12 protein-coding genes are annotated in these 12174 nt (G+C 48.6%); 4 read left to right on the forward strand and 8 right to left on the reverse strand.

The window, feature by feature from the left end; translation table 11 throughout:
* Positions 1 to 7: 7 nt before the first annotated feature.
* Positions 8 to 1447, reverse strand: coding sequence for a hypothetical protein (locus OM95_RS13595; protein ID WP_041874872.1), 1440 nt, complete (start codon positions 1445 to 1447; stop codon positions 8 to 10).
* Positions 1448 to 1692: 245 nt separating this feature from the next.
* Between OM95_RS13595 and OM95_RS13600 the strand changes: the two genes are divergently transcribed.
* The gene (locus tag OM95_RS13600) at positions 1693 to 2361 is read left to right on the forward strand and encodes an energy transducer TonB (RefSeq protein ID WP_041874874.1); all 669 of its coding nucleotides are present in this window, start codon (positions 1693 to 1695) and stop codon (positions 2359 to 2361) included.
* Between the two features lie 61 nt (positions 2362 to 2422).
* On the opposite strand, the gene OM95_RS13605 is transcribed toward OM95_RS13600, so the two are convergent.
* The gene (locus tag OM95_RS13605) at positions 2423 to 3973 is read right to left on the reverse strand and encodes a glycosyltransferase family 39 protein (RefSeq protein WP_291516406.1); all 1551 of its coding nucleotides are present in this window, start codon (positions 3971 to 3973) and stop codon (positions 2423 to 2425) included.
* 108 nt (positions 3974 to 4081) lie between these two features.
* On the opposite strand from OM95_RS13605, the gene OM95_RS13610 reads away from it, so the two are divergent.
* Both OM95_RS13610 and aspA read left to right on the forward strand, forming a co-directional pair.
* Complete coding sequence (locus tag OM95_RS13610) at positions 4082 to 5116, forward strand: MBL fold metallo-hydrolase (RefSeq protein ID WP_041874877.1); 1035 nt, start codon at positions 4082 to 4084, stop codon at positions 5114 to 5116.
* Between the two features lie 7 nt (positions 5117 to 5123).
* On the forward strand, positions 5124 to 6545 hold the full coding sequence (aspA, locus tag OM95_RS13615; RefSeq protein ID WP_041874878.1) for an aspartate ammonia-lyase: 1422 nt from the start codon (positions 5124 to 5126) through the stop codon (positions 6543 to 6545).
* On the opposite strand, the gene OM95_RS13620 is transcribed toward aspA, so the two are convergent.
* The 6 genes from OM95_RS13620 to OM95_RS13645 form a co-directional block, all read right to left on the reverse strand.
* Positions 6546 to 7586: an FUSC family protein gene (locus OM95_RS13620; RefSeq protein WP_041874880.1), complete on the reverse strand. Its 1041-nt coding sequence runs from the start codon at positions 7584 to 7586 to the stop codon at positions 6546 to 6548.
* 117 nt (positions 7587 to 7703) lie between these two features.
* Positions 7704 to 8546 carry a transporter substrate-binding domain-containing protein gene (locus OM95_RS13625; RefSeq protein WP_041874882.1) on the reverse strand — a complete coding sequence of 281 codons (843 nt, stop codon included), beginning with the start codon at positions 8544 to 8546 and terminating at the stop codon, positions 7704 to 7706.
* A gap of 211 nt (positions 8547 to 8757) precedes the next feature.
* The gene (locus OM95_RS13630) at positions 8758 to 9447 is read right to left on the reverse strand and encodes a hypothetical protein (protein WP_041874884.1); all 690 of its coding nucleotides are present in this window, start codon (positions 9445 to 9447) and stop codon (positions 8758 to 8760) included.
* Positions 9448 to 9526: 79 nt separating this feature from the next.
* Positions 9527 to 10009 carry a hypothetical protein gene (locus OM95_RS13635; protein WP_041874885.1) on the reverse strand — a complete coding sequence of 161 codons (483 nt, stop codon included), beginning with the start codon at positions 10007 to 10009 and terminating at the stop codon, positions 9527 to 9529.
* A 92-nt stretch (positions 10010 to 10101) separates the two neighbouring features.
* Complete coding sequence (locus OM95_RS13640; protein WP_041874886.1) at positions 10102 to 10695, reverse strand: DUF4360 domain-containing protein; 594 nt, start codon at positions 10693 to 10695, stop codon at positions 10102 to 10104.
* 68 nt (positions 10696 to 10763) lie between these two features.
* Positions 10764 to 11510 (reverse strand): DUF4360 domain-containing protein, encoded by a 747-nt coding sequence (locus OM95_RS13645; RefSeq protein WP_291516408.1) that lies wholly within the window; start codon positions 11508 to 11510, stop codon positions 10764 to 10766.
* A gap of 184 nt (positions 11511 to 11694) precedes the next feature.
* Between OM95_RS13645 and gloA the strand changes: the two genes are divergently transcribed.
* Positions 11695 to 12171: a lactoylglutathione lyase gene (gene gloA, locus OM95_RS13650; protein ID WP_291516410.1), complete on the forward strand. Its 477-nt coding sequence runs from the start codon at positions 11695 to 11697 to the stop codon at positions 12169 to 12171.
* Positions 12172 to 12174 lie beyond the last annotated feature (3 nt).

Consider the following 12174-nt stretch of genomic DNA (forward strand, 5'->3'; position numbering starts at 1 on the left):
GCTCGGCCTATTTCACGATAACCCCATCGACATTCAGCGAAGCGCTACCATAACTGTATACACGAAACTCGATCAGATGGTTTTCCCTGCCCACGGAAGAAAAGGGCAAGGTCAGCGCTTGATAGGTTCTGGAAGCTGCAAAGTCCCGACGCTTAATTTGTTTGCTGGCTAAAATCTCTCCGCTGGTGGCATCATAGATGTCAAGATTGGCGACGGGCTCATTCGCCGGGATCATGGACAAAGAGCAGTTTCTAGGATTATAAGCGCAAGGAATTCCCTGGTGATTGTCGATCATCATATAGAAAAGTGCCTGGGTCTTATTAGCACCGACTTCAACATAGGGGCCGTAGTTCAAATAGCCGGCGTTTTGTCCACGGGCCACAGACCAGCCCAAACGCTCCAACTGTCCGACCTGATGGAAAAAGTGGACCTCTGATTGAAACTCCAGTTGGCGGTAGGTTTTCTTGTGACTCATAAAGAAGTCGACGAAGACCTGAGTCGCATCAATATTTCCCGACGTATTGCCTTGAAGTTTTAAAGGCGGAGCCCCGGGCGGCCAAACATGTCCCATCCCTTTCACCAGATAATAATCGACTTCGGCCATGTTCCGGCACTGAGAATAATTGTAGCGCCATTTTTGAATACTGGTCCCGTCTTGAACTTTCAACGGCAGATAAGAAACCTGAGGCTCGCCCAGGCAGCCGTTGTCAGCTTTCCAATTTGTGAAGGTCTGATTCCACGAAGCAAAACTTCCGCCATCGCCTAAATTTTTAGTCAGCGGATTGGTGTTATAACCACCCACATAGGGAATGAGCGGATCATCAAGTCCTTGAATGGCGACGACGGAAACGGGCTCTTTAGGTTGGCACGAAGACAGAATATTCGTAGCCATCGGTCCTACATCCGATCCAATGGCGGCAAAAATGTCAGAGGCCTCGCAGGCCAGGCGGTGAGAAAAGATTCCGCCATTGGACATGCCCATCGCATAGATCTGCGTCGACGAGATGAAAAACTTCGTCTTCAAGAAAGAGATTAATTCGCGAACAAACTTAACGTCGTTGATGCCATTCACATCAGGTTCGGTGACACCACGTCCATCCGCCCAATTTTTATAAAGACCATCGGGATAGACAACAATCATTTGATTTTTTATCGCCAGAGTCTTTAAAGACCCTAATTGTGCCATCAGGTTTTCACCGGTTCCTTCACCACCATGAAAAGCCAGTAGCAAAGAGTTCTTCTTATAGAAATTTTGGGAATAGTTCGGCGGAACAAAGATAGAAAAAGTGCGCGGCCCTTGCGACGTTTGCATAAGAATTTTCTGTTCCCCCGCTTGCATCCGTAATTCTCGTGAGGGCAGCGTGGCTCCCGTAAAGTTTTGAAAGGCGGCGATCAGCGTGCCTCCCAGGCCGAAAAGGAGTACGGATTTTTTCAGATACTTGGACATGACATCCCCCTATGGACTAAAGTTTTATCGGTGCGTCTTTGTGTCACCCGAAGAGATATGCCCTACATTCTGAGTCGCTTTGGTGAAAGCAGGGGACACGTACAAAAATGAGCCACCCACGACCAACGATTATTTTCACTTTATTTTCAATTGGCGACCTCAAGTCGAACTAATAGGCTTTAAGGAATCAGGCCCTCGGCGGCATTGAGTTTTATTCAGGAAGAACTTATAACGCTGGGTGACCCATGCCGAATAAGTCATTTTCTTTTTCTTTAAATATAAACAAGTCCTTGGCACTTTCTGTGCTTTTGCACGCCTGTTTTTTTATCCTGGGTTTGGCGATGGCGGCTCCACAGCTCGCACCTTTGCCTTTAGGTGTTGAGTTGATGTACGGGCAAGGTGGGACGGCACCTTCCGTAGCCTCGACAAAGTCTTTGAAAATTCCCAAAATGAAGGCGGCAGTAGTCGCAGAGGATTCCGCGGCACCTGCACTTAAAAATGACAAAGTGGACGAGGTCGCTTCATCTCTTCCCGCTACGGAAAAAACCGCAGGTTCGCTGGCGGGGACCTCTGACCGGGGAGCTTTGCAAGGTCGGGAAGGCGTGGCTCATGGCCAAGAGGTTTCTCCGGAAGAGCGGTATCTTTACGAAATTAAAAAACTGCTAGAGCGCCGTAAACGTTATCCCGCGATGGCCAAAAAGATGGGGCAGACGGGAATTGTGACGATGCGCTTTACCTTGGCTGCGGATGGTTCTTTGCTGGCCAGTGAAGTGATCGAAAAAAGCCCCTACGAATCCTTGAATCAAGCGGCACATGAATTGGTCAGAAGCATCAATGGGGTGAAACCGTTTCCTCAGGAAATTCAAAAAACATCCTGGAGCTTCACAGTTCCTATCGAGTACGTTCTTAATTAAATCCCGAAAAACGAAAATGGTGAGCTCAGAAATTCTGAACTCACCTTTTGAGTTGTTTTTATTACTGCGTAATTCCTTGGAAGTTGGTGCAGTAATAAATATTAAACGTGCGGGCGTGTTCGCCGTGGCGGAAGGTCTTTAAAGTTTCCTTATGGCAGGCGTCCCACTTTGCCCACTCCATAGGGTCCGCAGGATATTTTTCTGTGCTGACGAAGATGGCGTCTTGACCCTTAAGATTGTTCATCTCTTCTTCCGACTGCATCACGGTGTAGTGACTGCGAGTGGAGCTGAGCATGTATACTTTTTGTTTTGTGCCCCACGTGGTCTGCGCCGTGTTTTCATAGCGATGAGCCGCGATAAAAGGTTTACGACCGCTCTCGGCGTGAATTTCGCGCTGGCGACGGTTGACATAGCGGCCAAGATCTTCCCAACCCGTAAATTCATTGCTGAAGTCCCAAGTGGTTTGCCATTCTCCCGAAGGATTAAAGAATCTATACACTTTCGGAGCCCAAGGGTAGGCAAACGGTGTGTAAGAAATCAGTGCGAGCGGAATGAAGAAACCCAATATGCCCCAGGTATAAACTTTACTGCGCGCCTTAACGACGCGTTTTGAACCCCAGCGAAGACCTTGAGACCAAATGAATCCTGCACCCATCAACAACAACGTGTAAGCGGCGCCACTCCAGTGCGGTTTGTATTCCGCCCACAAAGGTTGGGGATAAAAGACGACAAAAGAAGGGGCCGTTAAGCAGAACAAAAATCGCCAGCGTGCCTCTTTGAATTTAATCAGCGACGTGAGGAAGGTCAGAACGATCATCACATACAAGAAGGGTGTTGCGAATAAAAGCTGCGCACCGAAGAACACCAACCAACGATTAAAACTAAAACTGGAGCCCTGGTGACGATCGTGGAACTGGAACTTGAATCCTGGCCAGTCGTGCATGATGTTCCAGATAAAGATAGGAGAGCAAAGCGCGGTGGCAATGAAGAAGCCCACCCAGGGCCAAGGCGTCAGAAGATCCTTACGACGCGAAGGTGTCGTCAAAAGATAGAGTCCAAAGCCCGGTGCCAGCAGGGCAATGATGAATTTGGAATTCAGTCCCAGGCCCATTAGAACGCCTAACCAAAGCCAGGTTTTTTTCGTGCTCCAACGTTGGTCGTCTTCGCGCACGCCTTGCCAGAAGACGTAAGCCGCAGCAACCCAACACAGCATGAAGGGCGGCTCGGGAGACGCCACATAACCACCGAAGCCCCAAAACGGGGACCAAAGCAAAATAAAACCGACGAAGATGGCGGCCCATTCGTCCTGGAAAAGATCTTTGGTGAGTTTGTAAAGCAGAACGGTGATTCCGATAAAACACAAGAAACCCGGAAGCCGCACCCCAAGGTAGGTGTCGCCGAAAAGACGGGTTGTGATCGCCTCAAGCCACGCAATCATCCCCGGATGATCGAAGTAGGAAAGTTGCAGCCATTTCGCCCACGACCAGTGATAAGCCTCATCGTCAATCAAGCCAATGCTTAACGAAAAGAAAGCTCGGAAAATTAAGGCCAGGATGAATAGAATTGTGACTTTCTGCGATGTGCTTTGCTGCTTCCAATATTCACGAATCACGGGTGTTTCCTTGTATCGAAGTGTCAGGACTCAGTCCTAATATTTCATAGCGCGCAAGGCAACACATCCCCATATGACAGAGAGTGTAAAGTGTGAGATTGTGGCCTTATGAAATGGTCAATAATCGCACTGGCGGGGATTCTTGTGTTTTCGGGATGTCAAAGTTTCAAATACTATGATCCGAACAAGCCCCATCGTGGACGAACACAGTTTTATAATAACTATGATAATTCACCTAAAGCCAGCTTCTGGAAGTGGCAGTGGGAACGTTTGACCAGCAAGGCGCCGACCGAGCCTCCTTTTCAACCGGAAGTGCTTAAAACGGACACGGCCTATTTGCGACGAAATCGCACAGATTCGACGTTGACGTGGATTGGTCACGCAACAGCTCTTTTGCAGATGGAGGGGCTGAATATTCTTATCGACCCGGTTTTTTCAGACCGGGTCTCCCCCTTGAGTTTCTTAGGCCCGAAACGGCAAGTGGCCTTACCCTTTCCCATCGCAGAACTGCCGCCCCTGGATGTGGTGGTGATTTCACATGGCCACTATGACCATTTGGATTTAGCGACGGTGAAAACTTTGGCAAAGCAGAATGACAAGGCCTTGTTGTTCTTGGTCCCTTTGGGGTTGGAGGCGTTGCTAAGATCTGAGGGCATTGCCAACGTCAAAGAGTTGGATTGGTGGCAAAATGTGAAAATCAAAAACGTCACGGTCACTTTCACGCCCGCACAACATTGGAGTCAAAGAAGTCTTTGGGATGGGAATAAAACTTTATGGGGCGGCTGGTATTTGCAGGGGCCCTCCCTGAAGGTTCTTTATTCCGGCGACACCGGTTATTCAAAAGACTTTTTAGATATCTACAACCGCTTCGGGGCCATGGATATCTCTTTGATTCCTGTCGGCGCCTACGAACCGAAATGGTTTATGGGAAAGCAGCATGTGGACCCCGAAGGGGCCGCGCAAATACACTTGGACCTTCGTTCTAAATTGTCCATCGGGGTGCATTGGGGGACGTTTCGTTTAAGTGATGAAGCGATGGCCGCGCCTCCTGAAGAGTTAAAAAAAGCTCTTCAGAAAATGAATATCGAACCCGAAGCTTTCCGTGTGCTGAAGCACGGCGAAGTCTTGCACATCAAAAAGTAGGTGAGTTATGCAAAAGTATCGTGTTGAAAAAGATTTGTTAGGAGAAAAACGAGTTCCCGCAGACGCTTATTACGGTGTGCACACCGTGCGCGCGATCGAGAACTTTCAAATTTCCGGGCAAACCATCGGCGCCAACGCTCTTTTCATTCGCGGTCTGGCATTGGTGAAAAAAGCCTGTGCTCTTGCCAACGGAGAATTAGGCACTCTTACATCGGACGTTGCTCAGTCCATCGTGGAAGCTTGCGACGTGATCTTACAGGATCCAAAAAAATGGGGCGCACAATTTCCTTCGGATATTTTTCAAGGGGGCGCGGGGACGTCCATCAATATGAATGCCAACGAAGTGGTTGCCAATATTGCTTTGGAAAAACGTGGTTTGGAAAAAGGAACGTACGCGGTGATCAATCCCAACGACCACGTGAACAAATGTCAGTCGACGAATGATGCGTATCCCACGGCGTTTCGGGTGGCGCTCTATGAGCATCTGTCGGTCGTGGAAAAAGCCATTGAAGAACTGGCGAAGGCCTTTGCAACCAAAGGTCGGGAATTCAAAGATGTGCTAAAAATGGGTCGCACACAGTTGCAGGATGCGGTTCCGATGTCTTTGGGCCAAGAGTTCAATGCGTTTGCCACTTTGTTGAAAGAAGACAGCCGTCTTATTAAAACGGTGCAGAAGTTGATCCTGGAAGTGAATCTGGGGGCCACTGCCATTGGCACAGGCATCAATGCTCCCGAGGGTTATGCTCCCTTGGCTGTCAAAAAATTAGCGGAAGTGACAGGCTACCCCTTCGTGCAGTCCGAAGATCTTATCGAGGCCACCAGTGATTGCGGTGCTTACATCATCATCTCGGGCGCGTTGAAAAGAACGGCCGTGAAACTTTCGAAGATTTGCAATGACTTGCGTTTGTTAAGTTCAGGCCCGCGTGCGGGATTGAAAGAAATCAATCTTCCCGAAATGCAGGCGGGAAGTTCCATCATGCCCGCCAAAGTCAATCCCGTGATTCCCGAAGTGGTGAATCAGGTCGCTTTTAAAGTGATGGGCAATGATCTGGCGATCACGCTGGCTGCAGAAGCAGGACAGCTGCAGTTGAACGTCATGGAGCCGGTGATTGCTTCCAGTATTTTTGAATCCATCAATCTGCTGACTCAGGCGTGCATCACGCTGCAGGAAAAATGTGTCGTGGGAATTACCGCGAATACTGATCGCTGTCGCGACTACGTCATGAACAGCATTGGCATCGTGACTTTTCTAGATCCTATCATCGGTCATGAAGAAGGGGATAAGATCGGTAAAATCTGTGCCCAGACGGGACGAAGTGTCGCTGAAGTCGCCTTGGAAAGAGGTGTCGTGACCCAAGCACAATTGGACCAGATTTTTTCTCTCGAAAACTTGCTGAATCCAAAATATATCGGAGCGCTCAAGAAGTAATCAGCCTTGTGGCGGGTTGTCTCGCCACAAAACCTGCGGATTCGCCATCACCACTCCCATAAGCCCGAACAGACAGCCGATCCCTGTGGCTTGCAGCCGAATCAGCGGAGTATGCAAGTCCCCAGTCTGAATGCTTGGTAAATCCAAGAGCACTAACAACATCGTGACGATCATGGCCGAGCCCAGCCAATAGCTTCGGCTCAGGGACCACGGCCCCCAAAAACTGATCAGACCAATTACAGGGATGGCAATCCAGGCCGAGTGGACCGAAAGAATGATCAACTCGGCGACAAGCACTCCGACCAGAGTGCCAAAGAATCTTTGAATTATGCGATAGATGCTGGCTTTGGCGTCGGGTCGCATAATGATCAGAACCGTACCCACGGCCCAGTAGCCGTGACTCATCTCGAAGTAATCGACAACAAGCAAAGTGATTAAAACGGCCAAGGAAAAAGTCAAAGCGTACAAATGACGGTGCTTTTCTTTGGTCAAAGATTTTTTGAAAGTTTCGCGCAGTCGGGCAAAGGGGTTGGGCTCATGACGTCTTAAAAAAACCAGCGCCGAAAGAACTCCGATCACACACAGATATCCTAAAAAAGCGTAGCTCACACTGATTGTGAGATGTTGGCCCACGGCGGGAGAATAAGCACCGGCTAAAAGCTGAAACACAGAAAATAAAACAGCCCGTTCTAGTTCCGCTCCTTGAGTTGAAATCAAGCCCAACCAATATGTCAGCGCCAAAAGAAGAGGAATCAGAACAGTTTTTTCACCGCCAGTCAGAATCCCCAAAAGAAGACCCGCAAGAAGGCAAAAAAAAGTCAACGTGATCACCCACAGTCGATGCCCTAACGAGCCGAGGTGGTCATTTAGGACTAAAAGAAATCCGAACAGAGCGCCAAAAATGGAAAGGGGCAGTTGTTCTGTCAAGGCGCCGACAAGCAAAGGCACTGTTGTGGCAATAGAGCACACCACCATACGCGGCCATGGTGAAGGCGCAGGGTTGATCTTAAGAACTTCGTTAACGTGGTGGCGTAAACCCATAATGTCTAAGTATATGCGCGGGTAGAGTTTATGAAAAAGAAAATCGTCGTTGAATTTTTTCTGGATGCTGTGGAGGGACAGCGGGGAGTGCAATGAGTGGTGTGCCGTTTTTTATTTTCAATCGCCCAATCGGGGTTGCAGGAGCTCAGCCCAAAGAGGTTTTTCTTCAGATATTGCAGGACCCTGCTCTGCAAGGCGCAGAGTCACTTGTTCAGGAGCGGGATTTTTGCCAAACCATTTGCGATAAAGAGTCTTGAATTCACCGCTGCGTTTGGTTTTTTCTAAAGCCGCTTTCCACTGGAAGATAGTCTCTGGCGCGGTATTTTTTGAAAACGCGTAATAATACTCCACACGTTCCAGGGTTGCGACTTTGACAAAGGCGTCCTCAGGATATCCGGCCTCTTTCATTATTTGCGAAATCGCAAGAACGTCGTCACAGAACAAATCCACCCTACCGGTCATTAACATTTTGACCCCGCTGATGGGGGAATTGACTGGAACTATCTTTTGGAAATTCTGACGCTCAAGAGTGTTTTGAAAAGCGGTTTCGCGGTGCACGCCGATAGAGTGCGCTTTCCGCAGTTTATCCAAAGTCGGAAAATGTTGTACAGAACTTCGGCGCGCAAACAGAGCTATTTCTCCCTGGGCAATAGGTCCCAGGAACGAGAATAGATTTTTTCTTTCTTCGTTATCAATAACCGTAAATAGCAGAACATTCGGACGATTTAAAACCAGATGATAAGCGCGAGGCCAGGGTAAAACTTCGATGGGCTCGTGGCGATTCATCTGTTTTTGCAGGTTTTGCGTCAGCTCGACCGCCATACCTTGTGGCTCGCCATTGATTTCAAAGGTGACCGGCGGCCAATACTCCGTCACAACCCGCAACGTCGGCGCGTTGGAACCAGCCCATAAAACAGGGGCCAGCAAAACTACGAAAAGTCCTAAGAGTGATTGAGCCATATGCTAAGATTACCCTAATAATCACCCTTGCGGTGAGTTACGAGTAAGCCAGTTTTAACAAACTTAAAATCCAGCAATAAGCCGGTAAAAACTTGGGCTCCCAAAACTGAGCTTGAATCACAAGTTCTTCAGCATTATAAGACGGCCCTTCCATGAGGGGGACCTTGTCGCAGTCGTAGTGATATTAAAACAGAGTTTTGTGCATAAAGGGTTAGGGAATATAAATGTGTTGTTCATATAAGATTATTCCCGTCGTTGAAAGTTTTGAAGCCGTCACTCGCGCGATGTAGTCCTTAAATTTGTATTCATAACTTAAGGCCTCTAGGGAATGCTCAAGTTCTGCGGAAGTGACTGAGGCCGGGCTGCGGGTCGGTGCTCCTAGGCGGGACTTCAGGCTGTCGGAAATATTCTCGAGCAGCGAGAGGGCTTTGTCCGTTGGCAGCTGCCGATGTAAAAGCCCCACGAAGATCAATCGATTTTGGGCATCAATCGTAAAATCCAGTTCCGCGAAGGAATTATTATAGGGAAGTCCCAAGGCTTTTAACGGCACTTTTTGGCATTTGATATAGTTATAACCTTTGGAACTTTTCGAACAGGCGATTTTTTTTGCGCGAATCCACTCGGCCAACTCACTTTCTGTGGTTTTGTTCAGAGTCAGCTCCCACACTTTTTTTGAAGGGGACGGTTGTGTTCCGCGCTGGGCCTGAAGAGGGTTCCGACGCATTTGATCTAAATCTTCTGCGTTGACCTTCTGACTTTGAAAGGGCGAGTTCAACCAGATCAGAATCTTCTGCGCGGTCACATTAGATCGGATGGCCGGCTCTATGTGGGGGCCGAAAAGAGCTAGAAACGACAGACTTCCGCCTACGATCATGGATGTGAAGAATAGCTTCTGAAACATAAAACCTCCACCAAGACGTCAGCAAAAGACTACTCCTGGGGAGGCTTGGTGAAGGATATGTTTTTTTAAAAGATCAACTTTAGTTGCGGCGTTTTTTTGCCTGATGACGATGCTCTTCGTGCCAATTTTTTCTTTCGGCAAAAGATTGTTCCTTTGGCAATTCGGCTTTCGGTAGGTTTTGTAACGTGGCACGAAGTTGTGAGTGCAGGGGCAATAAGGCTCCACTGGATATCAGCAAGTCGCGGAACTGTTTATTGAAAAGATCTTCTTGATCCAGGTCGAAAAGCATTCTTTCGATTTCCGCACGGGCCGCGCTGACGTGTTGTTCGGTGATAAATTCCAACTCGGTCATGATATCAATGTCGGCCATCAAGGTTGTCAGTTCGCGCAGCCAGGCATAACGTTCGGCGGTCATCAAAACTTGAAACCATTCTGTGGGGGCGGCCTGATAACCATTTTCTCGGTCAAATTCTTCTTTTAACGAATTGAGAACTTCTTTTTGAAGGGCCCACAAGGCCTGACGCACTTGAAGGGCATGAGAGTGTTGTGGCGATTTAGACATCGGCAGGGCTCCTGGTGTTTAAAAGCAGAGTCTAGCGTATTTTTGCCTTAAAGACATCTACTTTTGCCGACCCGAAGCCCGCCAAATTCAAACTAGCGGCAGCGTTGCCATCTTAGGTGATAGATAAGTCCTGAGGTTACGTCAGCACTGTCCACTGTCGCCAAAGTTTGCTCACCGCGCGCATTGGACTGAGCCATCATCGAAGTGTTGATTCTCAGATTCACGCTGGCGCCGCAAGGCGACCAAACTTGCGCACTGGCGATAAGACCATCGGAAATCGTGTAAACATCACTGACCGGACCTGTGAAGGTTCTGGAAACGCGAGGTCCGCGGGCACCGGCCCAGAAGTACTCGGCGTCAAAGCGTGACAAACCGCCACGAGGCACGGAATTGAAACCGCGATAGTCCACTTGGAAAATGGAAACGCTATACCCCGATGGAACATGCACAGGAACCGAAATGTTACACGACTTACGATCCACGCGGCGACCTCCGCCGGCTTCTGCGACATAGTTATCAAATAGAATGCTGAGTGCTTGCTGATCAGGACTTAAAGTCACACTGGCAGATCCTGCAGGACAACCCGTGCCGCCATAAGCAGGCTCACCCAGGCGCACTTGCGCGTTGGCTTGCAGGCTTAGCGTCGATAGTATTCCGACTAGACTCATTAACATCATTTTTTTCATACACTTCCCCCTTATGGTTTGTTTATTTCCATTCATTTTGAATATTTGGTTTATTTTTTTTTAATCGCTTATCTGTATCGTGGCGGACGACCTGGATCCCGCGGCGGCGCAGGCCGTGGCGTGCCCGGATCTTTCGTCGGTGGTGTCACACGTGAAGGTGTACATTGCTTCCACGCTAATGTGTAACGCTGGGATTGAACCTGACCATCGATACTGTCCAAAGTGATCGTGGACTCTACCAATGATGACAAATTCAGATTTCTGGCCATTAAATATGTGGTTACGAAAAGAGTCTGGACTGATTGCGTGCTGCACGGAGCCCAGGGAGCCAACTTCGGATCAATAGTGTGGCGGATGTAGTAATTGTCATTATAGGGACCTTTGAATTCTTGAGCGCGAAAGTTGTAAGTTCCGCCATTTTCGTATCCGGGTCTTTCGTTTTTAGGTTTGCTGCCGTCGAAAGAATAAAGCGCCTGGTGTGTGGCGACAGTGCCAGCTTCCGCGTAAGCAAAACCCCGATAGTCCGCGTTCAGAACGGCGAAAGTCCAACCTGCAGGAACGTAGAAGCTGACTTTTAATTCACACATTAATCGGGCGATGGGATTTTGCATTGTGGAAGAGGCGACAAAATTATCCAGAAGCAGTGAAAAAGTCTGACCATCAGGTGAAATTGTGGCGTTGTGAGAGCCGACCGGACAGCCACTGCCGACCGCTTGCAGACTTTGAATGCGAACTCCCGGCGGAGTTTGTGCGTTGGCTTGATACGAGAGTGCTAATACAATAAGACCTGTCAGGTGTGCGAGTCCTCGCCACATATTTTTCCCCCTTAAAACTCTCTTCCCCCGAAGAGTGGTGACATCAATCACCTGGTAAGGGGTATAGCAAGGGCTAGGCCAAATAAAACTGGTGGCATTTTGGGAAGGTTTCTAGCCTTTCTCGCAAATGGACACTTTATGGTGCTTGCAAAGTATGTTAGTTTTGAACGCACACGAGGAAAATATGTCAGAGACACAAGGTTACGTATTTAATCATACGATGTTGCGCATTAAAGATCCCAAAGCCTCTTTGGAATTTTACACAGAAGTGTTGGGAATGAAGCTGGTGCGTAAACTTGATTTCGCGGAATGGAAATTTTCACTTTTCTTTTTAGCCTATGTTCCCGAGGGACAAGACGTACCGACCGATAATGCCGCCAACGCAAAATACACGTTCGGGCGTGAGGCGGTTTTAGAACTCACCCATAACTGGGGTACGGAAGAGCAGGAAAAAACGCCTTATCATAATGGCAACACCGAACCCCGTGGATTTGGTCACATTTGTATCTCGGTTCCCGACATTCAAAAGGCCTGTGCCCGCTTTGACAGCTTGGGGGTGCGCTTCCAAAAGAAACTGGGTGAAGGCGGCATGAAAAATATCGCCTTTATCAAAGATCCAGATGACTATTGGGTTGAGATCGTGCAACCAGGTCTTCTTTAAAGA

It is taken from the genome of Bdellovibrio sp. ArHS (assembly GCF_000786105.1).
Lineage (GTDB): Bacteria > Bdellovibrionota > Bdellovibrionia > Bdellovibrionales > Bdellovibrionaceae > Bdellovibrio.

Bases quoted from the DNA above. Each gene is read 5' to 3' on its own strand.
- OM95_RS13595 (WP_041874872.1), bottom strand. From the start codon at position 1,447: ATGTCCAAGTATCTGAAAAAATCCGTACTCCTTTTCGGCCTGGGAGGC.
- OM95_RS13600 (WP_041874874.1), top strand. From the start codon at position 1,693: ATGCCGAATAAGTCATTTTCTTTTTCTTTAAATATAAACAAGTCCTTG.
- OM95_RS13610 (WP_041874877.1), top strand. From the start codon at position 4,082: ATGAAATGGTCAATAATCGCACTGGCGGGGATTCTTGTGTTTTCGGGA.
- aspA (WP_041874878.1), top strand. From the start codon at position 5,124: ATGCAAAAGTATCGTGTTGAAAAAGATTTGTTAGGAGAAAAACGAGTT.
- OM95_RS13620 (WP_041874880.1), bottom strand. From the start codon at position 7,586: ATGGGTTTACGCCACCACGTTAACGAAGTTCTTAAGATCAACCCTGCG.
- OM95_RS13625 (WP_041874882.1), bottom strand. From the start codon at position 8,546: ATGGCTCAATCACTCTTAGGACTTTTCGTAGTTTTGCTGGCCCCTGTT.
- OM95_RS13630 (WP_041874884.1), bottom strand. From the start codon at position 9,447: ATGTTTCAGAAGCTATTCTTCACATCCATGATCGTAGGCGGAAGTCTG.
- OM95_RS13635 (WP_041874885.1), bottom strand. From the start codon at position 10,009: ATGTCTAAATCGCCACAACACTCTCATGCCCTTCAAGTGCGTCAGGCC.
- OM95_RS13640 (WP_041874886.1), bottom strand. From the start codon at position 10,695: ATGAAAAAAATGATGTTAATGAGTCTAGTCGGAATACTATCGACGCTA.
- OM95_RS13645 (WP_291516408.1), bottom strand. From the start codon at position 11,510: ATGTGGCGAGGACTCGCACACCTGACAGGTCTTATTGTATTAGCACTC.
- gloA (WP_291516410.1), top strand. From the start codon at position 11,695: ATGTCAGAGACACAAGGTTACGTATTTAATCATACGATGTTGCGCATT.